We start from the raw sequence: 25,133 nt of genomic DNA on the forward strand, positions 1-25,133 counted from the left end.
GAATCGGCTATGTGGTTGTTCGACGCGCTGAGGGCGGCGGGTCAAGGTTTGTAAACCAGATTTCGCCGTCGGATGGCATTGATCTCCAAGTTCACGTCAAAAATAGGTCGTAACCGGTTTTGCCTGGCAAACGCGGGGATTTCCCGGTAATGCGGTTAGGGAAGTCCGTGCGTACGGTGATCGGCTCGATTTTGATCGTGCTCGGATGCCTCCTCGCCCCCTTCGCCCTCACCGCCTACTGGGCGGCGAACGAGATCGCCGACCCCGACCGCTACATCGAGAACGTGGCCCCGCTGGCCGCTCACCCGGACGTCAGGAACGCCGTCACGGATCGTGTCACCGACGAGGTCGTCGTGCGGCTGCGCGCGCTGGGCGTCTCGGTCGGTGGGGAGGTCGTCCGCGAGACGGTGAAGTCCGGCGTCGACAACGACTTCGCCGTCGCCTGGGTGGAGGTCAACCGGCAGACACACCGCAGGCTCCTCGCGATCCTGGGCCACGCCCCGAATCCCGGCATGGCGGACGACGGCGTCGGCTACGACCTCGCCCCGGTGTACGAACTGGTCAAGCGGAGGTTGAAGGTCGTCGGCGTGGGAGAGGCGTCCCGCCTGCCCAGCACGCACCCGGTCACCCTGCTGCTGCCCACCTCCGCCGTTTTCGTGATCGACAATTTCTACGACAGGCTGATCTCGCTGAGGTGGGTCCTGCTGGGGCTGTCACCGGCACTGATCGTCACGGGGGTGCTCCTGCCCCGCGACCGGTGCGCCGCTCTGATCGGCGCCGGACTCGGCCTGGCCACGAGCATGCTCGCGCTGGCCGTCGTCCTGTCCGTGATCCGCAACGTCTACCTGCCCGCCTCCGCCACCGGTGGCATGTCGTACTCCGCCGTGGCCGCGATATTCGACGCACTGACCGCCTTCCTGAGGGACGGCCTGCGCGTGCTCTTCACGCTGGGCCTGCTCGTGGCGGCGACCGCCTTCGTCGTCAAGGGAAAGCGCGTCCGTTCCAGGTTCGCGGCCGCGGTGCTCGAGGACCGTCGTCACCAGCCCGCGGACCCCTCGAAGGACGTCTCCGAGGGGTGATAGCCGAGCCGGGTGCGCGCGGCGGTGATGTCGAGGGTCCGCTCGACGGCCAGGTGGCCCGCGGCGTAGCGCGTGAGCCGGGGCGGGCGCGGGCGCCGGAGCAGCCGTGACACGGTCTCGGCGACGGCGGCGAGGGGATCCACCAGCGTGAGCGGCAGGTAGTGCGGTTCGGCGTCGATGCCGCGCTCCGCGAGGATCGCGCGCAGGGCGTCGTCGAGCACGACGGGCTCGGCGTCGGTCACGTTGAAGACGCCGTGGTCGACCGGGCCTTCCGCGGCGAGCAGGCAGGCCTGGACCAGGTTGTCCACCGAGGTCAGGCTGATCCGCTGGCGCCCGTCGCCCACCGCGAGCAGCCTGCGGCCGCTGACCGCGCGGAGGACCCGGGGAAGCAGCGTGGTGTCCCCCCTGCCGTAGATCGCGTGCGGTCGCAGGATGACCGCCCGTTCCAGGCATCTCTCCGCGGCGGCCTTCGAGGCGCCGTACGCGTTGGCGTACCGCCCGACCGGGGCGGTGTCCTCGACGGCCATCACGGTCGGCCGGAACGGGTCGTAGACGCTCGCCGTGCTGAGGTGCACGAACCTGGCGCCCGGGAAGGCCGCGGCGGCGTTGCGGGTGCCGTCCACGTTGGCGGCCCAGATGTCGCGTGGCGGCCCCCAGTCCGTGACGCTCCCGGCGCAGTGGATCACCACGTCCACCTCGTTCGGGGGTGTGGCGGGCCGGGGGGTGCGGAGGTCCCACGACGTGTACGGAGCGCCGCCGAGGTGCCCGGTGTCCACAGCGGGTCGCCTGCCGAAGGCCCGTACCGTCCAGCCCCGCGCCACGGCCGCCCGGCAGACCGCGCCGCCCACGAATCCGGAGGCGCCCGTCACCGCGATCCTCGGCCGCCCGCCCGGCCCGACGGGTCGCTCGGCCGCGGCGAGGTGCTCAGGTATGGCGGGTCGCTCAGGCAGGGTGGGGTGCTCAGGCACGGCGGGCGACCAGGTCTCGCAGGGCGGCCCGGTCGAGCTTGTCGGCCCGCCCCGAGCGGGGGAAGGCGTCGAGCGGCTCGATACGGTCGGGCAGGGCCGCGGCGTCCACGATCTCGGGAAGCGCCCTGCGCAGCAGGCCCTCGTCGTAGCCCTCCGAGGGAACAACGGCCAGCACGACCTCCTCGTCCCCGGTCTCGGGGTCGGAGAGTCCGACGATCGCGGCCTCGGCGACCCCGGGCAGCGCCGCGATGCCGGACTCGTACAGGCCCGGGTAGATGTTGACGCCGTCGCGGAGGATCATGTCCTTCTTCCGGCCGAGCAGCACCAGCCGGTCCCCTTCGAGCCTGACGAGGTCGCCGGTCGCGATCTCCCGCAGCGGCTCCTCGCCGAGATAGCGCCGCGCGAGGTGCGGGCCGGAGACGAACAACTCGCCGTCCTCGGCGACCCGGACCCCGACGCCGGGCAGGGGCTCCCCGAGCAGATCCCCCTCGGCCTGGGCCAGTTTCTCGTGGGCGGACGCGATCGCGATGGGGAGCGCCTCGGTCATCGCGTAGACCGAGAGGACCTCGGGCCCGGCCTCGATCGCGCGGCGGAGCACGCCCGGCGGGGCGGGAGCGGCGCCGAGCAGGAGGTAGCGGAGGGTCTCGGGGAGCCTGGGGGTCTCGCGCAGCAGCCGGTCCAGGTGCACCGGTACGGCGAAGGTGTGGGTGGCCCGCCGCGCGGCCAGTTCCGCGGCGAGGTCACCGCCCCCGGGCAGGGACCAGGTCGCCCCGGCCAGCAGCGCGGGGAGTCCGAGCATCAGCTGGTCGGTGTGCACGACGTCACCGGGACCCAGCGGGAACGCGCTCCTGAACATCTCCAGCCCGGCCGCGAGCGACCCCCGGGTGTGCACCACCCCTCGCGGACGCGCGGTGGTCCCCGAGGTGAAGATCACCGCCGCCGGTTGGTCCGGATCCGCCCCGTACACCTCCCGACCGGGGACGGCGGACGATCGTCGCAGGACGCGGGAGAGCCGCAGCGCTCCGCGGGGCACTCCCGGCAGCCACGGGCCCGTGTACAGGTGACGGACGGGGTGGCCGGGAAGCGGGTCCGCGAGGTCGGGCAGCAGCAGGCCCCGGCGGCGGGCGAGGCGCCTGAGCGGGCCGCTCAGGGTGTAGAGGAGGGACTCGCTGATCACCCAGGCGGGCCGGGTCGCGGCCATGCGGGCCGCGAGCACGTCGGGGGCCAGGCCGGGGTCGGCGAGGACGAGCGTCCCGCCCGCCGCCACCGCCCCCAGCGCCAGCGCCACCGCGTCCACCCCCGGCCGCACCGCGAACAGCACCCCGTCCCCCGGCCGGCCTCCGCCCATCGCGTCGCGGACCGCCGACACCCGACGGGCCAGCTCACCGTAGGTGATCTCGCGGCCCCGCCCGTCGACGATCGCGGTGCGCCCCGGCTCCCGCCCGGCGATTGTCATGATCCCGCTGACGATGTCGTTCACGTGGCTCCCGCCCGGCCGATCCACAGATGCTCGTACGTGGGAATGAGGACCCGTCTGGCCGCGCGTCGCCGCACGACGCGCACCCGGTGGGAGAGCAGGACGGAGGCCACCGCCCGGATCTCCGCGAGGGCGAGCGGGTAGCCGATGCAGAAGTGCGGGCCCGCGCCGAACCAGAGCCTGCGCAGCTCGGGCGGGTGGGCGCGGGAGGGGTCGAACGGGCCGTACGCCCTGGCGCAGTTGTGGGTGACGATCAGGATCCGGTCGCCGGGGCGTACCGCCGTGCCGCCGACGTGCGCGGCGGCGGCCACCGAGCGCAGCATCAGCGGGGTCGGCGTGGTGACCCGCATCGCCTCCTCGATCACCCTGTCCAGGTCGCCGACCTGGGTGCCGTGGTCGTGCAGGAGGGCGACGAGCCGGGGGACGAACGTGGCGACGGTCTCGGTACCGGTCAGGAAGAACGCCCCCGCCGCGCCCCGCGCCTCGGCCACGGACAGCCCCTGCGCCCGCATCCGGCCCATCACCGTGGACTCGTCCCCGGCCTCGTAGGCGGCCTGCGCGATGTCCCCGATCCGGTCCAGCACCCGCCTGGCGACGGCAACCTGCCGGTCGGACAGCCGCCGCGAACGCAGCGAGACCATCGAGACGACCCGCTCCCCGTCCGCGAAAAGTTCCCTCGCCCGCGCCTCGGAGACCTCGCCCAGCCCGATCACCCGGCAGATCACCGCCCCGGCCATCAGCCGCATGGCGTCCACCAGGTCGACCGTCTCGCCCTTTCCCAAGCGGGCGGAGAGATCGTCGAGCGGCCCGCGGAGCACGTCTTCCACCAGCGAGGACACGTACCCGGCGGTGAACAGCGGCATCAGTTTCCTGCGGAGCGCGAGATGGCCGGGGCCCTCCATGTTGAGCAGCACGGAAGGGCCGAGCACGGGCGTCCACAGGTCGCCGGGCGAACCCGGCCCGTCCTTGCGGAACCGCTCGTCCATCAGCACGGCCCGCGCGACGGCGGCGTCGTTGACCACCACTCCCAGCCCGGGGACGCGCACCACGGGCCCGAGCCGGGCCAGCAGCCGCATGAGCGGGTAGGCGAAGGGGTGGGCGGCCAGGTGGAGGCGGGTCTCGTGGTTCACCGGACGTCGATCACTTCCGGCCGGTAGTGGTGGTCGGCGTACCAGGCGAGGGTGCCCGCGAGGCCGTACGCCCGCAGCCTGCGTACGGAGCCGAAGACCACCACGTCACGGCGCGAGGCGTACGCGGGGGTGAGCGCGCGCACCCGGTTGACCAGGGCGCGGTCCTCGTGGACCTCCTCGATCGCGGTCCTGGGGAAGCCGCCCGCGCGCTCGTAGAGGTCCGCGGTGATGGCGAGGGTGGCGCCGGGCATCATCACGTACGGGCCCAGGTAGCGCGGGTCCCTGTTGCCGGGCCGGAAGCGTCCGAAGGTCGCCGCCACCTCCACCACGAACGGGATGAGGTGGCGCTCCCAGAACTTCAGCCGGAACTCGTCGGTCCTGGGCCTCAGCTGCCCGCCGACCATCTCCAGCCCGTCGCCGAAGGCCCGCCGGATGTTGCGCACCCAGTCGGGGCGGGGCAGGCAGTCCGCGTCGGTCCTGGCCAGGTGGGTCGCCCCGTGCGCGATGGCGTGGCGCATGCCGGTGTCGGAGGCGGCACCGGTGCCCTTCCGAGTCTCGACGACCACCTGGACACCGTGCCGCCGTACGACCTCGGCGGTGCCGTCGGTGCTCGCGTTGTCCACCACGAGCAGCGTGAAGTCCCGGTCGTCCTGCTCGGCCAGGGCCCGCAGTGTCGCCTCGATGCCGGGGGCCTCGTTGTAGGCGGGAACGATCACCCAGAGGTCCATCACATCTCCGCCAGCATCACACCGGTACTGATCCCGCCGCCCAGCCCGAGCAGCGCCACCCGGTCGCCGGGTCGCCAGTCGCCCAGGGCGAGCTGGAGCGGAAGCGTCGTCGAGGCGCAGTTGCCGTGCTCGGGCAGGCTGACCACGAGCCTGTCCTCGGGGATGTCGAGCACCTCGGCCAGGAAGCGCAGGTAGGGCAGCGCCACCTGGTGTACCGCGACGACGGCGAAGTCGTCCCAGGTCAGGCCGGTGCGCTTGAGGGCGTTGAGGAAGATGTCCGGGCCGATCGCCTCGAAGGCGTCCTTCAGCCTGCGCCCGTCGCCACGGAAGTAGGAGTACTCGAGGTCGCGGGGGTGCGCGGAACCGCCTCCGGGCAGGGTGCCGATCGCCCAGGCCGTGGAGTCGGCCGCGAAGTCGCGGTAGAAAATGCCACGTTCCAAATCGGCGGCGACCGTGACCGCGGCCCCGGTGTCCGACAGCGTGTAGCCCGCGAAGGAGTCGACGAACTGCGCGCGGTCCCTGACCCGCCATCGGATCGCCCGCGACGGGATCTCGCCCGAGCAGACCAGCACCTTGCGGTGCGCCCCGGTCAGGATGAGCGCCTCGGCGATCTGGATCCCGTTGAGCATGCTGTTGCAGGCGTTCTTGACGTCGAACACCGGGCACGAGAGTCCCAGTTTGGCCGCCACGATGTGCGCGGTGGCGGGCTCGATCATGTCCTGCGAGGCCGACGCGAAGACGAGCAGGTCGACGTCGGAGTGGTCGAGTTCGCGGGCCGCCTCCACGGCCAGGTCCGACGCCTGCTGGTCGTCCCTGGCCACGTGGCGGCGCCGGATTCCCGTCAGCCGTTCGACGACGCCCCTGTGGGGCGTGTAACCCTCGATCCGCCGTTCGACGTCCGCGCTGGACACGGTCCGCTCCGGCAGATACGTCGCGACGCCCGTGATCCGGGCTTTCATTGATCTCCCTTTATCCCTGAACAGTGTCGAGCCGAACAGCGTCGAGCCGAACAGCGTGAATCTCGACACGCTCGCGCAATGTATCTAAAACGCGGTGTTTTGTCCTGGTCATCCGAAAAAGACGGGCAAACATGGACGAGGAATCACATACCTATACAAGTCTGTCGTGAAGCGGACACCGTGCCGTCCTTCCGTACCGCCTTCTCGCGTCGCCCGTTCGCGCCGACATGAGTTTCATGATCGTCAAAGGGGTGGTGGATCTTTTCCCCGAGGTCAAGGACGAGGGCGGGGACAGGCGAAGACCGCCGGGCCGCCGAGCATCACCTCGAACCGGGAGCCGCGGCTCCGCCGGGTAGTTTGACGAACCCCTGTGGCGGCAGAGGACCCCATAAGATCTTTTTTCGTGATCGACCGGAATGACCGTGATCGACCTCGCCGGGCTGAACACCGTCACCCGCACCGTGATTCTGCTGGAGGTATGCCATGCGTGGTACAGCTCGTGCGTTCGCCGTGACCACCGCCGCCCTCGCCCTCGGACTGACCGGCTGCAGCGCGGGCGGGCCGGCCGACGGCAGGCCGGTGCAGCAGGCCGTCCCCAAGGCCGGTGAGGAGACCAAGAAGCCCGAGAAGCCGGCGGGACCCGTCACGCTGAAGTACTGGACCTTCACCCCGCCCGAGGCCGCGCTGAAGAAGGCGGTCGCCGCGTTCGAGCGGGCGAACCCCGGCATCAAGGTCGAGCTGCGCACCTTCGCCGAGGCCGACTACCGCAAGCGGCTCCCCAAGGCGCTCGCCGACGACGAGAAAATCGACGTCGTCGGCCTCCCGATCCCGACGATGACCCGCTCGGTCGCGAACCGGCTCCGCCCGGTCGACGACTGGAAGGACAAGGTCTCCGGCGGCTGGGTCGACGAGCTTGAGAAGAACGCGGTGAAGCAGACGGAGAAGGCCGCCAAGGGCGGCACGCTCTACTCCGTCCCGATGGGGTCCAACGGCGGCGCGGTCATGTACTACAACGCCGGCCTCCTGTCCGAGCTCGGACTCTCCTTCCCGAAGACGGCCGCCGATCTGGAGAGCGTCGTGAGACGGGTCAAGAAGGAGATCCCCGACCTCCGGCCGGTCGTCTTCTCCGGCGAGCCGCGCCGGCAGGAGGAGCTGCTGTTCACCATCGCGAGCCAGAGCCACCCCACCCTCTCCGACGAACTGCTGGCCGGCGGCAGGCCGTGGAACGGCCCCGAGGTGGTCTCGGCCCTGACCGCCTACAGGTCGCTGTTCGACAGGGGCGTACTGGCGAAGTCGGGACTCGCGCTCAAGGGCGACCGCCCGGCCGAGCTTTTCCGCTCGGGCAAGGCCCTGTTCCTGGTGGACGGCTCGGGCCGGAGCCCGATGCTGTCCGCGTCCTACCGCAAGACCGCGAAGATCTCCGTCAAGGAGATCGGCGCCGGACCTTTCCCGACCGTCCTGCAGGGCTCCAAGCCCGCCGTCCGCAGTACGGCCGAGGTGGGGCTCGCCATCCCCAAGAGCTCCAAGCACGTGGCCGAGGCGGCCACGCTGATCGAGTTCCTGACGGTGGGCGAGGGAGTCTCCGACTGGGCCGGAGACCTGGCGCTCGTCCCCGCGCGCGAGGACTTCCGGATCGACTCCTCCGTCTTCGCGGACTCGGAGGGCAAGGAGGGCTACGCCGCGATCCAGGAGCTCGTCAAGGACGGCGGCTCCCTGAACGTCCCCGACGAGTCCTTCCTGGAGCGGGTGGAGGGTGACGTCATCCTCGACGTCGCCCATGGCCGGATCACCCCGAAGAAGGCGGCCGACCGCCTGCAGGAGGAGTGGTCGCGCGGCGAGTGAGGGTCTTCCCCGGTTTCTCCGCCGTCCTGCGGATGAGCGCCCCCCTTCGGCTTCTCGTCGGCAGGACGGCGAGGTCATCTCGATGGCTTCCCGCCCGGGCCTCGACGGGGGTGTCCCGTTATCCGGCCGGTGAGCGCTCCCGGGGGCCCGGCGAGGTCAGGCGTTCACGTTCACCGGCCGGAAGGTGCGGCGGTAGGCCATCGGCGAGACGCCGATGGCCGCCTGCAGGTGCTGGCGGAGCGAGGCGGCGGTGCCGAACCCCGACCGCAGGGCGACGCCGTCCACCGGCAGGTCGCTGGTCTCCAGGAGCCGCCGGGCCAGTTCGACCCGCTGCAGGATGAGCCACTGGCCGGGGCTGAGCCCCATCTCGTCGCGGAAGCGCCGGGTGAAGGTACGGCGGCTCATCCGGGCGTGGGCGGCCAGTTCGCCGAGGGAGAGCGGCTCGTGCAGCCGCTCCAGCGCCCAGGCCCTGGTCGGGGCGGTCGTCGCCGCGGTCGGGGCGGGAATCGGGCGCTCGATGAACTGTGCCTGACCGCCGTCGCGCCACGGCGGGACGACGCACCGCCTGGCCACGCGGTTCGCCACCTCGGTGCCGTGGTCGCGCCGGACGATGTGCAGGCAGAGGTCGATCCCCGCGGCGACCCCTGCCGAGGTGAGCACGTCCCCGTCGTCCACGAACAGCACGTCCGGGTTGACCTTGACCTTGGGAAACAGCTTCTGGAAGTGGTCGGTGTGGTTCCAGTGGGTGGTCGCGGGACGGCCGTCGAGCAGTCCGGCCGCCGCGAGCACGTAGGCGGCGGTGCAGATCGAGACCAGGCGGGTGCCCGGCCGGATGCGCGCGATCGCGTCGGCCACGGGGGCGGGGAGTCGTCCCTCGGCGGAGATCGCTCCGAGGGCGTGGGTGGCCGGGATCACCACGGTGTCCGCGTCCGCCAGGACCTCGGCTCCGTGGTCCACCGCGATCGCGAAGTCGGCGTCGGTGCGTACGGGGGCGCCGTCGACGGTGCAGGTGAGCACCTCGTAGAGCGGTTCGCCGGCCGCGCCCCCGGCGATGCCGAAGATCCGCGGCGGGATGCCCAGCTCGAAGGGGATCACACCGTCCATGGCGAGCATGACGATCCTGTGCATGACCCGATTCTTGCATGGGTGAGGTACGGGCCATCCCCGCCGAGGGCCGCCGCTTCCCCTGCCAAAGGCCGCCTCTCGCGAAGCCCGTTTCCTTCGCCGAGGGTGGCACCGTCTGCCAAGCCCGTTCCCTTCATCGAGGGACGCCGTTTCCGCCGCGAGGCGTTAGGTGAAGCCCCGTCCCCGCCGCGAGGTGGGCTCAGGAGTCGGCCGCGGTCGACAACGGCAGGCGGAGGACGAGGCGGGCGCCGCGGCCGGCGGTGTCGGCGGCGTAGAGCCTGCCGTGGTGCGCCACGGCGATGTCCCTGGCGATGGGTAGGCCCAGGCCGGTTCCCCCGGCGTCGCGGCTGCGCGCCGAGTCCAGGCGGGTGAACCGCTGGAAGACCCGCTCCCGCTCCTCCTCGGGGATGCCGAGCCCGTCGTCGATGACCTCCAGCACGGCCTCGCCCGACCGGCTCCCGACCCGGACCCGCACCTCCTTCGTCGCGTGCCGGTCGGCGTTGGCCAGCAGGTTGGTGAGCAGTCGTCCCAGCTGGACCCTGTTGCCTCGCACCGTGACGCCGGGGTCGAGCCTCAGCAGTACCTCGTGCCGGGTCGGCCGGCGCCTCACCTCCGAGGTGACCAGGTCGGCGAGGTCGATCACCTCCGGTGCGACCCGCACGCCGGAGTCCAGGCAGGCGAGCAGCAGCAGGTCCTCGATGACGGCCTGGAGGCGGTCCGCGTCGGCCAGCGCCGAGCGCATCGTCGCGAGCGGGTCCTCCGCCTCGGGGTCGGAGATCGCCAGTTCGAGCTTGGTACGCAGCCCGGTCAGGGGGGTGCGCAGCTCATGGGAGGCGTCGGAGGCGAAGCGGCGCTGGTTCTCCACGGCCCGCTCCAGTCTTTCGAGGGTCGCGTTGATGGTCTGGGTGAGCTGCGCCATCTCGTTCCCCGAGGTGGGAACGGGCATCCGGCGGCTGAGGTCGGAGGCGGTGATCTCGGTCATCTCGGCGCGGATCCGTTCCACCGGGGCGAGCGTACGGCCGGCGAGCTGCCAGGCGCCCCAGCCGAGCAGCGTGAGAAGCCCCGAGGAGAAGAGCGCCAGCGTGATCACCAGGAAGCTGGAGCGGAGCAACGGGGGTTCCAGCGCCATCGCGTAGACCATCACGTCGCCGTAGGCGGAGCGTTCGACCCGCAGGCCCACGACGCCGTAACACGCCCGTTCTCCCGTCGGTGGCGAGGCCGTGCACACCGTCTCGTCCACCCGCATCTCGCCGGGCGGCGGGCGCGTCCGGGTCAGAGGCGGTTTTCCCTCCATGGCCGGGCTGGCGGCGACCACCCGGCCGTCGTTCGCGACGACCTGGATGCGGTTGACGCGGTTGAGCGGGAAGATGACGTTGTCCGCGGGGCCTTTCTCGACGGCCAGGGCCGCGTTGGCGGCCGCGCCGGCCGCCAGGTCGGAGAGGTCCGCCGAGAGCTTGGCCCTCACGGCCTGCCAGGTGGCGAACATGCCCATGCCCAGCACCAGGGCGAACGCGATGATCGCTATGAGGGTCACCTGCCCTCGGATTGACCGCGGACGTCGTACTATGGCTACCCCCCCAAAAAGCAGCTCTTCCTATTTAATGGCATCCTTTTATTCATTTATATGTGATTGGCATTAATTGCCCAGTAAAGCCCGAGCAAGCTCTCGTTGTTGTTCGGCGGGAAGGGTAATGGTTCCCACCTGCGGCGCGACCCGGAGGAGTGTCGGTCAAGCGGTGCCGGATGCGGGGTAAAGATGCCGGGTATAGGGGATCTGGCTGGCATGTCGTCGTGTGTGGGTGTGTGTCCTGTTAAGATCCGCCGATGATTATCCGTGACGGTCACCTTGGCGACGTACCGGCCGTTCTGGCGATGTTCGACGGCGCGGTGGCGTGGTTGACCTCCCTGGGCCGCACCGGCCAGTGGGGCAGCGAGCCGTTCTCCGTCGACGCGGCCCGTGTCGAGCGGATCACCTCGTGGGCGACATCCGGCGGGATGCGCGTCGCCGAACTCGACGGCCGGCCCGCGGGCTGCCTGGTCGTGGGGTCCGCCATGCCCTACGTCGCCCCCGCTCCCGAGCCGGAGCTCTACATCCAGGGGCTGGTCGTCGACCCGAGGTTCCACGGCCGGGGAGTCGGGGCCGCCCTGCTGGAGCGCGCCCGCGCGGAGGCCGCGGGGCTGGGGGTCGCGCTGGTGCGGGTCGACTGCTACGCCGGTGACGACGGCCGGCTGGTGGCGTACTACGAGAGCCAGGGCTTCACCAGGACGGAGAGCTTCAAGGTCGGCGACTGGCCCGGCCAGGTCCTGGAGTCGAGGCTCCCCGTGGCCGCGGGCTGAACCTGTGGGACGAGGGCGTTCCCAACCGGGCGGCACGAGGCTTCCCGTGGCCACGGGCTGACCGGCGGGCGGACAGGCCACCGCCTCGAAGAGGTTCGACGCTCCCTGAACGTCCGGCACCGAGAGGGCCGTGCCGAGAGGGCCAGCTGACGTCCCGCGCTGAGAGGGCCGTGCCGGATGAGCGGGAAGGCCGCGGACGCGAGAAGGGTGCGGGACCCGTCACGGGTCCCGCACCCTCCTGCGGTGCGGAGCGGGGTCAGCCCGCGGTTCCCGCCGAGGCCGGGTAGATGCGGAGCCAGTCCACTTCCATCCACGCCTCACCGGAGCTGCCCTGGCCGGGGAACCAGTCCAGCTGCAGGCAGACCGACATCGAACTACGGGTGGCGTTGCCGGAGCGGAACCACTCCTGCCCGTCGATGTAGCCGACGACGCTGCTGGGGGTGACCTCCACGGCGTAGGTGTGCCAGGCGGTCATGTCGATGTTGGCGTGGGCCTGCTCCTGCCCCTGAGGGGTGTGCAGGAAGAAGTTCGGCCGCTGCCGCTCGGGATCGTTGATGACCTCCAGGAAGTCGATCTCCTCACCGGTGGAACTCCGCACGTTGCCGCCGCCGTCCTTCGGCCACAGCAGGGCGACGGGGTGGTACGACCCGGCTCCCGGGTACAGGCGGACACGGGTCTCCCAGCGCCCGTACGCCTGGGCGTGACGGGCGGCCAGGCCGGCGGTGGTCCCGTCCTCGCGGCCGTACAGGTAGAGCGCCCCGTTTCCGAGGTAGAGCTGCTGGGGGGATCGGCGGCCGTTGCCGGCGTGCCCGGCCGAGTCGTAGAACACCCAGTCGGACTCGTCGAGGTAGTCGTCGAACTCCGCGCACCAGGCCGGTGCGCCCCAGTTGAGGGCTTGCGCGGCGCTGGCCTCGCCGGTGGCGGCGGGGGCGCAGGGGGCCGCGGAGACCACCTCTCCCTGGGCCGCGCTGAGGGTGCTCACCGTCAGCGCGGCCACCATGCTGAGTACGGCCACCCGCACGTGGGATCTGGTGATCATGATTACTCCTCCCAGGATCTTGCGCAGAGTGTGGAGGGACTGAAGCTCCAGCAGCCGGTGCTCGTCGGGCTCGGGCTGGGGATCGCCCACACGGCCGGGCCCGACGGCTGGGTGGGTGAGGCGGGCGGCGCGAACACCCAGCGCGGCGCGCCCGCCGGCTCGTGGTTCGCGATCAGCCGGACGCCGGGGGACACCGCGGTACGGCCACGCCAGGGTGCGAGGCTCCAGCACGAGGCGAGGTCCTCCGGCTTACAGAAGTCGGAGGTGGAGCGCTTGAGCGGGGGCAGAGGCAGGACGGTACGGATCGAGGGCGCCGGGGACGGGGCCGTCATCGGGGATCGGGTGCTCTGAACCGGCTCGAGCAGGAGGGAGGGGTCGCGGGCGTCGGTCCGCGCGGGCACGGGCCGGGGCGCGTGGGTCGCCCAGCGCGGCGCGCCGGGGCGCGACGAGGTGGCGGTGGGAGCCGGGGTGACGGGCGGGGTCGGGCTCGCCGAGGGCTTCGGAGTCTCCTTGGGCGAAGTGGTGGGCTTCCGAGTGGGCTTGGGGGTGCCGCTCGGCGCGGATTTGGTCGCCGTCGCCGTCGCGGTGGGTTTCGCCGTTGACGTCGCGGTCGCCGTCGCGGTGGGTGTGGGGGACGGCGCGGGCTGGGTGGTCGTACCGGAGGGGGACGGTGTCGTCGCCGGCGGCGGTGTCCCGGTCGACGTGGGTGAGGAGGTGGTGCTGGGCGACGGCGCCGGGGTGGCGGGGGCGGAGGTCGCCGTGGACGTCGCCGACGGTGCCGGGGTGGCGGTCGGCTTCGGCGGCGCCGAGGTAGGCTTCTTGGCCTCGGGGGACGGGTCGGTGGTGGGCCTGGTGTTCTCGGGCGGCGCCGAGGGGACCTTCCTGGCCCTCACGGGGGCGTCGGTGGGATTGGTGTTCCTCCTGGTCGTCGGCTTGGTCGTCGGCTCGGACCTCTTCGGCGAGCTCTCGGTGGACCTGGTGCTCACGGGCGGGTCCTCGGCGGGACGCGACCTGCTGGACGGCGAGCTCGTCGGCGCCGCGTTCCTGGACCGGGTGGCCTCCCGCGTCGTCGTCCCGTCGGGGGACGTGGAACGCCGCTCGACGGGAGCGTCCTCCTCCACGCGCGGTGCGGTGTTCCTCTCGCCGGAACGGTTACGGGACGTGGGAGGAGGGCTGTCGGTCTCGGTGAACGTCTCGGGGGACGAGGTCTCCTCCGAGGGGGCGCGACGCGTCCGCGTCTCGGCGGGCGGGCTCTCGTCCCTGGAGCGGGAGCCGCTGTCCGAGGGCGGGTTCCTGTCGGATGTCGAACGGGAGTCGTCCGAGGGGGCCGAGCGGGAGTCGCCCGACGGAGGAGTCCTGTCCTGCCGGGAGGAGTCCTCGACCTCGGAGGGGGGTTCCTGGCGTGCGGGGGGAGAACCGGCGAACTCCTGCGACGGTGAGCCGGAGCTCAGGCCGGGATCGGCCATGGCGGCCCACGGCTGGGCGATGACCGCGCTCGTCGTCGCGGATACCGCGGCCAGCAGAAGGCCGGAGAGTAAGGTGACACGCCGGGATGAGCTGCGTGGGGGCATTGATCGCTCTTCCTCGATCTATGGGGTGGGCTCTGGGCCGGAGATGGGTTTCCAGCCCGCGGCGGTGAATTCCGGGGTGCCCGGGAGGGCGACCGGCGGCACGGAGGTGGCGAGGGGGTCGGGGACGTTGACCCAGTCCCCCTGGTTCGCACCGCGCATGCCGGGCTGCCAGACCATGAGCAGGCTCATGGCGTATGGGCTCGAATAGGTCGGATCGGTGTCGCCGACGCCCTTGGTCGCGGTCACCTGGACCAGGACCGAGACCTGCACCTGATCCTGGGCGCGGGGTTTCCACTGGACGCCGATCGTCCGTGTCCTCATGGCGGCGCCCTCGGGGAGTGCCCCGTCCTTGGGCAGGCCGAGGATCTCCCTCCAGCCCGCGACGGCCTCGCGGGCACCGGCCCGCGCCGCGTCGTGCTCCTCGGGCCGCGCGTAGAGCACCGCGGCCTGCTCGGCCTGTTCGACGTCCAGGGTCCACGCCGCCTCCAACGCCGCGGCGGCGGCGGAGGCCGCGCCCAGCTCGGTGCGGGGGAACCCGACGGGGTAACCGGCCGCACCCTCGTAGGCGGAGGGTGGGGAGAGGAGAACGGTATCCCCGAGGGCCTTCGGCGCGGAGGCGTTCACGGGGGTGGCGGAGTCGGGTCGGAGGAGCTGCCATGCGCCGGCCGCCAGCAGGATCGTCCCCACGATCGAGACGACCACGATGAGCATCCGCCGCCGGGCGCTTGGCGGCGGGCCCAGATCCCAGTCCAGCGTGGGATCGTCGGCGACCGGTCGCACTAGTGGCTCCGGTCGGGGCGCTGCCCGAAGCTCTGCCCGGCCGCGGCGGCCAGGCGGAGGTACGCGCCCCGGGTCGTGGGTCGGAGGCGGACCAGGTCGACCTCCGCGCCCTCCTTGAGGTGCGGGTCGTAGGGGATGCGGATCACCGAGCGGCAGCGCGAGGAGAAGTGGCGCTCCAGCAGGTCCAGGTCCACGTCGGACTTGGGCTCCACGGCGTTCAGTACGACGATGGCGTTCCTGACGAGGTCGGCGTGGCCGTGGGCGGTCAGCCAGTCCAGCGTCGCGGCGGCCGAACTCGCCCCGTCCACCGCGACCAGGCTGACCAGCACGATCTGGTCGGCCAGTTCCAGCGTCGCGCCCATCGCCCCGTGCAGCAGGCCGGTCCCGCAGTCGGTGATGCAGATGGAGTAGTAGCGCTCGATGAGCCCGGCGACCGTGCGGTAGTCCTCGGCGTTGAACGCCTCGCTCACCGCCGGGTCGGTGTCGGAGGCGAGGACCTCGAGCCGGGCGGGTGACTGGGAGGTGAAGGCGCGCGCGTCGGCGTAGCGCAGGATGTGCGGGGCCTCGGCCAGCATCGTGCGGATGGTCGCGGCCGTCTCGGACTTGACCTTGAGACCGAGGGTCCCGCGGTCGGGGTTGGCGTCGATCGCGATCACCCGGTCACCGCGCAGCGAGGCCAGCGTGTTGCCGAGGGCGACGGTCGTCGTGGTCTTGCCGACCCCGCCCTTGAGGCTCATGACCGCGATCCGGTGGTGCCCGCTCGCGACGGGGGTCTGGGCATGCGCGATCAGCGTGCGCCGTTCCACCTCCGCCGCCGACTCCGCGGGGATGATGCGCTTGCCGGAGAGCTGCCAGACGAGGCGGCGCCACCCCCCGGCGGGTTCCGGGCGGCGGTTGGTGAGCAGGTGCTCCGCGGTGAGCGGGACCGTTTCGTGGAACTGGTCGGGCGGGAGCGGCGGATTGGGGGGTGATGCATGGATATGTGGAGAGGTATCCGTCATTTCCCTGGTCCTTTCTTGAAAAGTGATCGTGGGGGGATGGGGTCGGTCAGCAGGTCCGCCAGCGCACCGTCGTACTGATCGAGTCGTCGAGGGCGTGCACGGTCACCGGAGCGGTGGCCGACGCGGGGGCGCCACACCAGTTGCGGACCCGGTGGGCACGCAGGTTGATCACCTGGGTGACCCCCTCGCGCAGCGTGCCGCCGGAAGGGCTCACGGCCAGGCCGGGAGCCGAGATCCGCCATTTCAACGGCTCTCCGGAGGAGGTGATGACCATGCTTCCCAGGCCGAACTCGTCCAGCGTCACCACGGGCGGGACCCGCAGGCGGGAGGCGAGCCCGTCCTGCCGCGCCGGCGCGTCGGCGGCGGGAGGCGGAGATCGGGTGGCCTGGCTGGTGGACGCCTGCAGCGACCTCGCGGGCTCCTCGGGCCCGATCGCGGGGCCGAGGAAGTTCATTCCGGTCAGGGTGCCCGCCGCGCCCGCCACGACGATGATGACGATCTTGATCGTCGTGTTCCTGATCCGGGCACCCGCCCAGCTGAGCGCCTCCAGTACGCGGATCCCCATCTCGATCCGCTCCTCGTCGGGGCGGTCGTCGGGTTCGGTGTGGAAGCGCAGCGCGGGAACCTGGGTGTCGTCGAGTGTCCCGGTCTCGCGGGTTTTGGCCTCGCGGGTTTTGTTCTCGCGGGTTTTGTTGTCGCGCGCTCGGGTTTCGCGTGTCCCGGCATCCCGCATCTCGACGGACGCCTGCCCGGCGATGACGACGGGTTCGGCCTTGGCGACCGGTTGGGGAGCCGGCGGCTCCTGCCGGGGGATGGTGCCGGTGAGCTCCTCGCTCTGGGCGAGGACCTCGCGAGCCCACGCCTGGGTGAGCAGGGCGTCGTAGAGGGGGGTGTCGTGTCCGGGTACGGGAGGCGCGGACGGCGGGCGGGCCGGCCGGGTCCTGCGGGGCGGCAGGGCGGGCAGCGGGGGCAGGCCCGAGGAGGCGGCGGGAGCGCGGGAACCCGCCGCGGGCCCCTCTCCCGATGCCGTGACCGGTGACACCGCGCCCGACGTCGTACTCGGCGGCGTCGTGGCAGGTGGTGTCGCGGCGGGTGGCTTCGGCTTCGTGGGAGGTTTCGACGCCACCGGTGGGTAGGGGGGCGTGCCGACCCTGGGCGAGGGCGGTGCCGGGGTGGTGCCGCCCGCGGCCGGGGAGGCGGGTGGCGTGGAGGACCGTCGTCCGGGTGGGGAGGCGGGCGATGCGGAGGACCGTCGTCCGGGCGGGGCGGAGTGCCGGCTGCCGGGCGGGGCGGGAGTCCGGCCCCCGGGCGGGGGCGCGGGAAGGACCGGGGAGTGTCCACCCGCAGGAGGGGCGGACAGGACGGGAGACCCGCCACGGGCCGGTCGTGTGGGCGGGGCCGCCTCCGAGGCCGCCTCGCGGGCGGCCTCGGGAGGCAGTGAGTCCACGAGCCGCTGCCGCTCCTCGGCGGAGAGCGGCGCGACCGGGGGATAGGCGATCATCTGCGGCGCCGTGTAGCGGATGTTGATCGGCCGCGTGCACACGGAACACCTGATCATGTGGGAGAGCAGGCTCGCCTGGGCCTCCACCGGGTCCGCGGCGGAGTGCGCCGTCCGTCCGCCGGGCGGGCCGTCGGGAAAGACGTCGGGAAAGACGTTCTCCACCAGCGGGGCGAGCTCCGGGCAGGTACGCCGCCCGTGGGTGAGCGCGTCCAGCCCGCTCACCAGGGTCTCGATCAGATCCTGGGTACGGGTGGTGAGCCTGCTGACCTCGTTGACGGGCATCGCCAGCACGTGGGAGAGGTCCTCCATGCTGAGCGCGTGCCGGTACGTCAACCTGAGCGCCTCGGTGCCCAGGGGGTCGACGATCGTCCACACCCGCTCGATCAGCGAGGCGTCGGGCATGCCGGGCCCCGAACCCGGCACGTACCGCTCCCGGTAGGCGGCAGAGGTGCGGCAGTCACGTCGCAGTGCGGCCAGCAGCCGCCCCCGGGCCGTGACGCCCTCGGGAGCGGCCTCGGCCCGGCCGGCCGCCAGCGCGGAGACGACCGCCGCGTGCGCCCGGCCGGGTTCGAGATGGGAGGCGGCGTAGTCCATCAGGTGCGCGCCGTGCTCACGCACCCAGGCCGCCCCCTGGCCGGGGCCGGGCGTGGGACGCCCGGTTCCGGTAGGTGTGCTCATCGGCCCTCGTACTCGAACGGGTTCTGCTCGGTCTGGTCTCGGGGAGGCCGGCCCCGGTCGGACTGGGAAGGAGCGGTGTTCTCGCCCGGCCACTGTTCGGAGACGTCGCCTCCGGGGTCTCTGGGGGCCACCGCGTCATCGGGACCCGGCTGGGCGGGGTTCAGCCCGCCCGTGTCAGGCTGCCAGGGCTCCTCCTGGCCGGGGACGCCCTGTCGCCGGTCGCCCTGCCGTTGCTCGCCCTGTCGCCGGTCGGTCTGTCCCTGGTCAGGCTGCGGGAGGGTGCTCTCGCTGGGGATCGGGCTGGGAAGCGGGACGGGAGGAGGATCGGTCACCACGAGCTCCAGATTGCGCTGGGGCAGTCCGGTGAACTTGGTCCAGTTGCTGATCTGGCCGGGTGCGGGCTCCGCGTAGAGCCAGCGGATGAAGGCGGGCCACAGGCACGAGTCGCGGGGGATCGTGGCCTGGCCGCCCTGGGCCTGGTCCGGCCCCTGGGTCGCGCTGAGCGCCCGGAGTTCCTCGGCGGTGTAGTCACGGCACGGCGGGGTGCCCGGCGGGGCGATGTTGAGGTCCCACACGCCGTTCTCGTCCGTGTAGCGCATCCCCCTGTCCAGCCCGAGGGCCTCGTGGGCGCGCCGCATGAGCTCGGGGTTCTCGAAGATCGGCAGTGAGACACCGCCGTCCGGGCCACCGCCGGGAAGCTGCGGGGGGGCCGGCATGAGCACGGTCCCGTCGGGACCCTGCGACGCGTTCTCGGCGGGACCGAGGGAGGGCTGCGGCTGGGACGGCCCGGCCGAGGGGAGCTTCCGCGACGGGTCGGGCGCCTGGGAGCGAGTGCGGTCGCCGTCGCGCGGTGCCACCGAGGGCGTGCCGGCGTCACCGGTCGGCCTGGTCTCGGGAGACGCCGTGGACACGGGACCTTCACCCGAGGGCACGATCGGCCGGCCGGTGCCCGACCGGATCGCCGGCCTCAGGGTGCCCGTCGGCCGGGGGTTCCTCGCGTTGTCCCCGGGCTGCGGGTTCCTGGCGTCGCCGATGGGCCGAGGTTGCTGCTGCCCGTTTCCTCCGGTGGGCTGGGCCTGCGGGGGCTTGAGGCCACCGGTCGGCTGGGGCTGCTGCTGCCGGTTCCCCTCGCCGGGACGCTGTCCGTTCCTGTCCGGGGACTGCTGCCACTTCCCGTCGGGGGGCTGCTGTCCGTTCCTGCCGGTGGGCTGGGGCTGTGGCTGCCTGTTTCCGTTGTCGGCGGGGGGCTGCTGTCCGTTTCCGCCGGTGGGCCGGGGTTGCGGCTGCCTGTTTCCGTTGTCGGCGGGGGGCTGCTGCCCGTTCCCTCCGCTGGGCCGGGGCTGTGCCGACAGGGTGGGCGCCGAGGACCTCGTCGCGCCGGACTCGGGAGCCGGCTTGGGCGGCGAGACGACCTCGACCTGCTCCACGGGCCGCGGCTCGATGACGCTGCCGCTCTCGTTCTGGCTCTCCGAGATGTTGCCGCTGATCTTCTTCGTCGGGGTCGGAGCCGGTGGGGCGGGAGGGTTGACGGGCTGGTTGTTCACCTGGGCGGGAGGAGGCTGGGCGGGGGGTTGCGCCGGCCCGGGGTTGGGTGCGGGCTGGACCGGCGCCGGGTCGGGCTTGGCGGGCGGATCGGCCTTCTTGGGCGTCGTGGGTTTCGTCGACGTGGTCGCCTTGGGGGCTGCCGGCGGGGCCGGAGTGCTCTTGGGGTTTCCCGGCCGCTGGAGGGGGGCGGCCGCGGCGGCGGCCACGCCCAGGACGGGAAGGGCGACACAGCCTTCCGCGGTGCCGCCGACCGCGCGCCCGTCGGTGGTGGTGGTCAGGCAGACCCGCTGATCCCCGGCGGCGGAGGCCCGTTTGGTGCCCTTCGCGATCGTGCTGCCCGCGTCGGCGCCGGAGAGCGGGAGCGGTTGGTCACCGCCGGGTGCCGCGCCCGCCGACCAGGCTCCCGCCTGGTCGTCGAGGAGGTACGTTCCCGCGGCGAGTCGCATCACCTGCCCCTCGCCGGGGTCGGGGCGGATGGCGATGACGGTTCCCAACCCGGCGCCGGCGCCGAAGACACCGATCGCGACACTCGCAGTGATCACCGTCGCGCGCGATGGCTTACGTGAGGGTGTCATTAGAATGTTCCTTTTCTTCCGGTAAAAAACGTCAGTCGCCGTGGCTCTCCAGGACATCGCTCCACTCGCCCAGCACGCGAGCGGGTTCGTTCGAGCCGACGGGGGGGACATGGGTCACATACATGCGTCCGTATGTGGCGCTCACCGAGCGTGCGAAGGACTTGCCGCGGGTGCGGACGGCGGCCGAGCCCTTCAGCTTGACCTTCGCCCCTTCCCGCACCGCCTCGCGGAGCTCGGTGGATCGGGCTCCATACCAGACCAGGGCGCCCCCGTCACTGGTCCTGAGTGCGCGTACCGGTCCCTCAAGCCGGTACGACAGCGTGAGCTTCCAGTCGGCCTGCTCCAGCCGGACCCGCTCCTGATGCCAGAACAGCGAGGCCTCACTGGTCCACGGGCCTTCCTCGAACCGCGAGTCGATTTCCGCGTTCTCCAGACTCGCGAGGTGCGCACGGGCGATCTGCCGAGGGGTCGCGCTCAGGCCGGTGGCGTTCTCCGGCAGGCTCGTCGCGTACCCCTCGCCGTCGGTGGCTATCTTGGGGAACCGCGCCGGGGTGTCGCGCGTGTCGGCCGCCGAGGCGACGAGCCGCCAGCCTCCGGGGGCCGAGCTCATCACGTCGACGATCCTCGCGACACCCGGCTCGTGCGAGACCGCCACGAACCAGTCGGCGGTGCCCTCCACGTGGCGCGGGATCCACACCTGGGGGTTGGGCCATATCCCCGTCGCGAGTGAGGTCCCCTGCATCTCGGCGGTCTTGAAACTCGCCCGTGTCATCTCCAGCGCGAGCCCGTGCTCCAGCTTCGCCATGGCCGCCTGGTCCTTCCTGGCCTGGGCCGCCGACAACCCCCGCTGGTAACGGCCGTGGATGCCGTACGCCTCCTTGGCGGTGAGCTCGGGTGAGCGGGACCCGGCGGGCGGGTCGGCGGGTGGCGGGGTGGTCCTGGTCTCGGTCCGTGGCTTCCGGGTGGGAGTGGCCTCGGGGCGAGGGGACTTCTCCTTGCCGCTTTTGGTGGGCGTGGGCCTCGGTGTCGGTTCGGGGGTGGAGCCGGAGGACTCCGGCGTCGGTGAAGGCGAGGAGTCGGCCTTCTCCCAGCCGGTGTCGGAAGGGTCGGGCGTGGGGTTCGCCGCGAGGGACGAACCGGAGGTCGATCTGGTCACGAGCCAGATCACGGCGAAGGCGATGATCGCCAAAACCGCCGTGAACAGAATAACCTTCCGCCAATCGAATGACAGGAGGCGTTCGGGATGCCAGTCGGATGCGTGTTCGGAATCGTGCCGAGAGGAAGCACCGCCACGGCGAGAGGGCCCAGCCTGTCCATCTGGGAAATCTGATGCACGCCATGACATAGGTCCAAATATTAGACTGACCGTGATCTATTTGGAAGGTAAAGGGCTCAGTAATTGACACTTATGGTTATTGGGTTATAAATAACACCTAACTCGATATACGGACAGTCCGAAACGGCGAGTGCCCCCGCCTGCAGCCCTCCTGTGGTTGGATCGTGCCACTGGTTCTCTAGAGATGTGGGGACATCCGGAGGTTTCGGATGATCCCTCACGTTTCTTGGTGAACTGCCATTTCCCTGGGGAAGGCCGGTCGTTCACCTCCCGGTGGGCTTTCCGGCAGGGAGGCGGAGCTCTCGTCGCGTACGGGCGATCGCGCAAGCGTTTCCCACTCCGGATTGGTGCAAGCCGTCATAGCAACTTGATATGAATACGTTTCCTCTGTTTAGCTGTTCGGTTCCTGGCCGGCGTTCGGGTAATTGGAACCCTGCTTTTCCGAGACCGCTCGGAGGGCGGTGCCCCACCCCTCGGACGCCCGCAGAGCGAGGCGCGCGACGGCCGTACGGGGGCGCGTGCGTGCCACGCCCGGGGGCGCCGGGGCGAGCGAGGGTTCGCCGCTGTCCGAGGTTGCGCGCGGGGCCTTCTCGACCGGGAGATGGACCTCCCAAGGACAACCCCGGGGTATGGACCTCCCGAGGACGACCACGGCCCGGAGGCTGCCATGACCACCTACACCCTGTCGATCGTCGAAGGCGACACCGGCGACGACATCTTCTCGCCCGCCTCCCCGATCCACTTCAGTCAACTCGACGTGTACACCCTCCTGTGGCTGACCGAGCACGGATACGAGGAGGGAGGAAGGCGGGTCGTGGTCACCCCGGTGGGCCACGAACCCGAGGGGGTCCGCGTGGTCGCCTCCCGCGACGTGGATCTCTGAACCCCGCCCGCGACGTGGGTCCACCCGAGTCGGATACCGCTCGGGGGATCACTTTGGCCCTCGCCCGCCTGCGACGTGGTTCTCTCACCCCTGCCCGCCTGCGGCGAGTCGCCCACATCACGGCAAACGACGGCAATGTGGCGCGGTGTCCACGGCAAGGATGATTTCCGGCCGACAATCTAGGCGTGGACCGACATTCCCGGAGATCTTTCCTTTGGCTCGGTGGGGTCGTCGCGACCGGGGCGATGATCCCGGCGTACGCCGCGCACACCGGTAGGCGGCACGAGGAGACCGCGTCCCCGAAGAGCGCGTCGCACCCGCCGGCCGATCCCCTCACCGCGCTGCGTCACCGCTGGCGGGACGTGACGGCGGGGTCGGGGTTCGACGCGACGGCCGAGCCGTACCGGACCCGGCTGGCGAGGCTGGGGACGAGGGCGGCCGGATACCGGGACGCCATGGCACCGGCCGACGCGTCGCTCTGGCCCGGCCTGCCGTTCCCCTCGCTCGGCGCCACCACCGCCCGGCTGCGGACCATGGCCCGCGCGTACGCCCTGCCGGGGACCGGCCTGACCGGCGACGCGAACCTGGCCGCGGCCGTCGCGACCGGCGTCGACCACTACCGGCGGCGGGTGTACGCGGCGGGCGCCGACCAGGTCGGCAACTGGTGGCACTGGCAGATCGGCGCCCCCAGGAACCTCCTCGACGCGGCCCTGCTGATCGGCCCGCACCTGACCGGCCCGCAGGCCGCGGCGCTGCGGGAGGCGGTGGACCACTTCGTCCCCGAGTGCCGTCTGGACGACTACGAAGGGACCAGCACCGGGGCGAACCGGGTGGACCTGTGCGTGGTGACGCTGCTGCGGGCCGTCCTCGGCTCCGACCCGGCGAAGGTCGCGCTCGCCGTCTCCGCGCTCTCCCCGGTCTTCCCCTACGTCTCCGAGGGCGACGGGTTCTACCGGGACGGCTCCTTCGTCCAGCACACGACCGTCCCCTACCAGGGCACGTACGGAGCGTCGTTGCTGTCCGGCCTCGCGACGCTGTTCGCGGTGTTGCGCGGCTCGCCGTGGGAGGTCGTCGACCGGGAAAGGCAGGTCGTCTTCGACAGCGTCGAGAGGACGTTCGCGCCGGTCGTCCACGACGGCTCCTGCATGGACCTGGTCAGCGGCCGGGCGGTCGGCAGGCGGCCGTACGGCGACCACGACAGGGGGCGGGCGATCGCCTCCGCGATCCTGCTGCTGGGAGAGACGGCCTCCGCCGCCGAGCGGTCCCGCTGGCAGGGCATGGTGAAGGGGTGGGCGCTGCGGAACACCCACCGGCCCATGCTCGACGCGGCCGAGGAGGACGACCTGGGCTTCCACGCCCGCCTCGCCGCGATCCTGGACGACGACGCCGTTCCCGCGGCCGAGGAACCCGCCGGGCACCGGCTGCTCGCGATGAGCGCCCGCGCCGTCCACCGCGGGCCCGGCTGGTGCGCGGGCCTCAGCATGGCCTCCCACCGCATCGGCCACTACGAGCACGGCAACGGCGAGAACCTCCGCGGCTGGCACACCGGCTCGGGGATGCTCTACTGGTGGGCCGACGGCCACGGCGACCAGTACTCCGACTCCTTCTGGACCACCGTCGACCCCTACCGCCTGCCGGGCACGACCGTCTCCACCCGGCGGCTGGCCGACGGCGCCGGCGAGGCGTGGGGCGACACCTGCCCGCCGGGCCGCTGGGTGGGCGGCGCCACCGACGGTGCGTACGCGACGGTCGGCCAGCACCTGAACGGTTTCGAGAGCACCCTGGAGGCCTTCAAGTCGTGGTTCTTCCTCGACGACGCGGTGGTCTGCCTCGGCGCCGCGATCACCGCCACCGACGGCGTGCCGGTCGAGACCGTCGTGGACAACCGCAGGACCGGCGCGCCTCTCGTCGTGGACGACGGGAAGGGGTGGGCGCACCTGGAGGGGCACGGCGGTTACGTGCTGCCCTGCGGCACCCGCCTGCGCACGCTGCGCGAGGAGCGCACCGGCGGCCGGGAGCGGGCGACCCGGAGTTACGTGACGCTCTGGCTCGACCACGGTGTCGATCCCGTCTCGGCGGGTTACGTCTACCTCCTCCTGCCGGGCGCGAGCCTGGCGGAGACCCGCTCCCGCGCCGCCGACCCCGGCTGGGCGCGGGTGCTCGCCAACAGCGCCTGCTGCCAGGGTGTCCGGGTCCCGTCGCTCGGGATCACCGCCGTCAACTTCTGGAACGACGGGGCCGCCGGGGACCTCGCCGTCTCCGCCCCGTGCGCGGTGCTGGTCAGGGAGACCGGCGACGGTACGGCCACGCTGACCGTGTCGGACCCCCGGCGCGACCTGGACGAGCTCACCGTGACCTGGAACCGGCCGGTGACCGGGGTGTCGCGCGGACATCCCCTGCTGGCGGGCGCGACGACCGGCGCGCGGCTCACGCTCACCTTCGGGCGCCTTGCGGGCCGGGGCGGCGGCTCGAACACGGTCGTCGTACGCCTCGGTTGATGGGGGCCGAATCCGACGAACCCCCTCACTCCGCCGGAGGTGCCGGGTGGCCCGGGTCGGAGATCCAGGCGGGAGGTGCAG

At 71.9% G+C, this 25,133-nt stretch carries 19 protein-coding genes; 7 read left to right on the plus strand and 12 right to left on the minus strand.

Going from position 1 to position 25,133, the window contains the following annotated elements; genetic code table 11:
• Window positions 1-167 precede the first annotated feature (167 nt).
• A complete protein-coding gene (locus tag ACFY3D_RS37290; protein ID WP_389988955.1) occupies window positions 168-1,079 on the plus strand; it encodes a hypothetical protein in 912 nt (303 codons plus the stop codon).
• Here the strand turns inward: ACFY3D_RS37290 and ACFY3D_RS37295 are convergent.
• Genes ACFY3D_RS37295 through ACFY3D_RS37315 form a run of 5 tightly spaced genes read right to left on the minus strand, consistent with a single transcriptional unit; the run spans window position 1,037 to window position 6,341 of the window.
• A complete protein-coding gene (locus ACFY3D_RS37295; RefSeq protein ID WP_389988957.1) occupies window positions 1,037-2,047 on the minus strand; it encodes an NAD-dependent epimerase/dehydratase family protein in 1,011 nt (336 codons plus the stop codon). The two genes, ACFY3D_RS37290 and ACFY3D_RS37295, sit on opposite strands and share 43 nt — an antisense overlap.
• Complete coding sequence (locus ACFY3D_RS37300) at window positions 2,040-3,527, minus strand: AMP-binding protein (protein WP_389988959.1); 1,488 nt, start codon at window positions 3,525-3,527, stop codon at window positions 2,040-2,042. The genes ACFY3D_RS37295 and ACFY3D_RS37300 overlap by 8 nt, the downstream gene beginning before the upstream one ends.
• A complete protein-coding gene (locus ACFY3D_RS37305; protein WP_389988961.1) occupies window positions 3,524-4,654 on the minus strand; it encodes a cytochrome P450 in 1,131 nt (376 codons plus the stop codon). Before ACFY3D_RS37305 ends, ACFY3D_RS37300 begins: the two co-directional genes overlap by 4 nt.
• On the minus strand, window positions 4,651-5,382 hold the full coding sequence (locus tag ACFY3D_RS37310; protein WP_362898235.1) for a glycosyltransferase: 732 nt from the start codon (window positions 5,380-5,382) through the stop codon (window positions 4,651-4,653). Before ACFY3D_RS37310 ends, ACFY3D_RS37305 begins: the two co-directional genes overlap by 4 nt.
• Complete coding sequence (locus tag ACFY3D_RS37315) at window positions 5,382-6,341, minus strand: 3-oxoacyl-ACP synthase III family protein (protein WP_389988963.1); 960 nt, start codon at window positions 6,339-6,341, stop codon at window positions 5,382-5,384. Before ACFY3D_RS37315 ends, ACFY3D_RS37310 begins: the two co-directional genes overlap by 1 nt.
• Before the next feature lie 483 nt (window positions 6,342-6,824).
• On the opposite strand from ACFY3D_RS37315, the gene ACFY3D_RS37320 reads away from it, so the two are divergent.
• Window positions 6,825-8,183: an ABC transporter substrate-binding protein gene (locus tag ACFY3D_RS37320; protein ID WP_389988965.1), complete on the plus strand. Its 1,359-nt coding sequence runs from the start codon at window positions 6,825-6,827 to the stop codon at window positions 8,181-8,183.
• 156 nt (window positions 8,184-8,339) lie between these two features.
• Here the strand turns inward: ACFY3D_RS37320 and ACFY3D_RS37325 are convergent, their stop codons facing one another.
• Together ACFY3D_RS37325 and ACFY3D_RS37330 are read right to left on the minus strand one after the other, a co-directional pair.
• Window positions 8,340-9,311 carry a GlxA family transcriptional regulator gene (locus ACFY3D_RS37325; protein ID WP_389988967.1) on the minus strand — a complete coding sequence of 324 codons (972 nt, stop codon included), beginning with the start codon at window positions 9,309-9,311 and terminating at the stop codon, window positions 8,340-8,342.
• A gap of 196 nt (window positions 9,312-9,507) precedes the next feature.
• Window positions 9,508-10,842, minus strand: coding sequence for a sensor histidine kinase (locus ACFY3D_RS37330; protein ID WP_389988969.1), 1,335 nt, complete (start codon window positions 10,840-10,842; stop codon window positions 9,508-9,510).
• Between the two features lie 290 nt (window positions 10,843-11,132).
• Here ACFY3D_RS37330 and ACFY3D_RS37335 point away from each other — a divergent pair, with 290 nt between their 5' ends.
• On the plus strand, window positions 11,133-11,645 hold the full coding sequence (locus tag ACFY3D_RS37335) for a GNAT family N-acetyltransferase (RefSeq protein ID WP_389988971.1): 513 nt from the start codon (window positions 11,133-11,135) through the stop codon (window positions 11,643-11,645).
• Window positions 11,646-11,901: 256 nt separating this feature from the next.
• Here ACFY3D_RS37335 and ACFY3D_RS37340 read toward each other — a convergent pair whose 3' ends face one another.
• On the minus strand, window positions 11,902-12,684 hold the full coding sequence (locus ACFY3D_RS37340) for a glycoside hydrolase family 16 protein (protein WP_389775858.1): 783 nt from the start codon (window positions 12,682-12,684) through the stop codon (window positions 11,902-11,904).
• A gap of 30 nt (window positions 12,685-12,714) precedes the next feature.
• On the opposite strand from ACFY3D_RS37340, the gene ACFY3D_RS37345 reads away from it, so the two are divergent.
• Both ACFY3D_RS37345 and ACFY3D_RS37350 read left to right on the plus strand, forming a co-directional pair.
• Window positions 12,715-13,035: a hypothetical protein gene (locus ACFY3D_RS37345; protein ID WP_389988973.1), complete on the plus strand. Its 321-nt coding sequence runs from the start codon at window positions 12,715-12,717 to the stop codon at window positions 13,033-13,035.
• Between the two features lie 117 nt (window positions 13,036-13,152).
• A complete protein-coding gene (locus ACFY3D_RS37350; RefSeq protein WP_389988975.1) occupies window positions 13,153-14,463 on the plus strand; it encodes a hypothetical protein in 1,311 nt (436 codons plus the stop codon).
• Window positions 14,464-15,034: 571 nt separating this feature from the next.
• Here the strand turns inward: ACFY3D_RS37350 and ACFY3D_RS37355 are convergent.
• From ACFY3D_RS37355 to ACFY3D_RS37370, 4 genes are read right to left on the minus strand one after another with little or no spacing between them, the layout of a single operon-like run.
• Window positions 15,035-16,036: a MinD/ParA family protein gene (locus ACFY3D_RS37355; RefSeq protein WP_350941723.1), complete on the minus strand. Its 1,002-nt coding sequence runs from the start codon at window positions 16,034-16,036 to the stop codon at window positions 15,035-15,037.
• A gap of 46 nt (window positions 16,037-16,082) precedes the next feature.
• Entirely contained in the window at window positions 16,083-18,215 is a 2,133-nt protein-coding gene (locus ACFY3D_RS37360; protein ID WP_389988977.1) for a hypothetical protein, read from the minus strand.
• On the minus strand, window positions 18,212-20,335 hold the full coding sequence (locus ACFY3D_RS37365) for a hypothetical protein (protein ID WP_389988979.1): 2,124 nt from the start codon (window positions 20,333-20,335) through the stop codon (window positions 18,212-18,214). Before ACFY3D_RS37365 ends, ACFY3D_RS37360 begins: the two co-directional genes overlap by 4 nt.
• Before the next feature lie 31 nt (window positions 20,336-20,366).
• Window positions 20,367-21,524, minus strand: a complete 1,158-nt coding sequence (locus tag ACFY3D_RS37370; RefSeq protein WP_389988981.1) for a hypothetical protein — start codon at window positions 21,522-21,524, stop codon at window positions 20,367-20,369.
• A gap of 814 nt (window positions 21,525-22,338) precedes the next feature.
• Between ACFY3D_RS37370 and ACFY3D_RS37375 the strand changes: the two genes are divergently transcribed.
• Both ACFY3D_RS37375 and ACFY3D_RS37380 read left to right on the plus strand, forming a co-directional pair.
• Complete coding sequence (locus tag ACFY3D_RS37375) at window positions 22,339-22,554, plus strand: hypothetical protein (RefSeq protein ID WP_389988982.1); 216 nt, start codon at window positions 22,339-22,341, stop codon at window positions 22,552-22,554.
• Between the two features lie 185 nt (window positions 22,555-22,739).
• On the plus strand, window positions 22,740-25,052 hold the full coding sequence (locus ACFY3D_RS37380) for a polysaccharide lyase 8 family protein (protein ID WP_389988984.1): 2,313 nt from the start codon (window positions 22,740-22,742) through the stop codon (window positions 25,050-25,052).
• Window positions 25,053-25,133: the final 81 nt, after the last annotated feature.

The organism is Streptosporangium sp. NPDC000509 (assembly GCF_042898365.1).
Lineage (GTDB): Bacteria > Actinomycetota > Actinomycetes > Streptosporangiales > Streptosporangiaceae > Streptosporangium.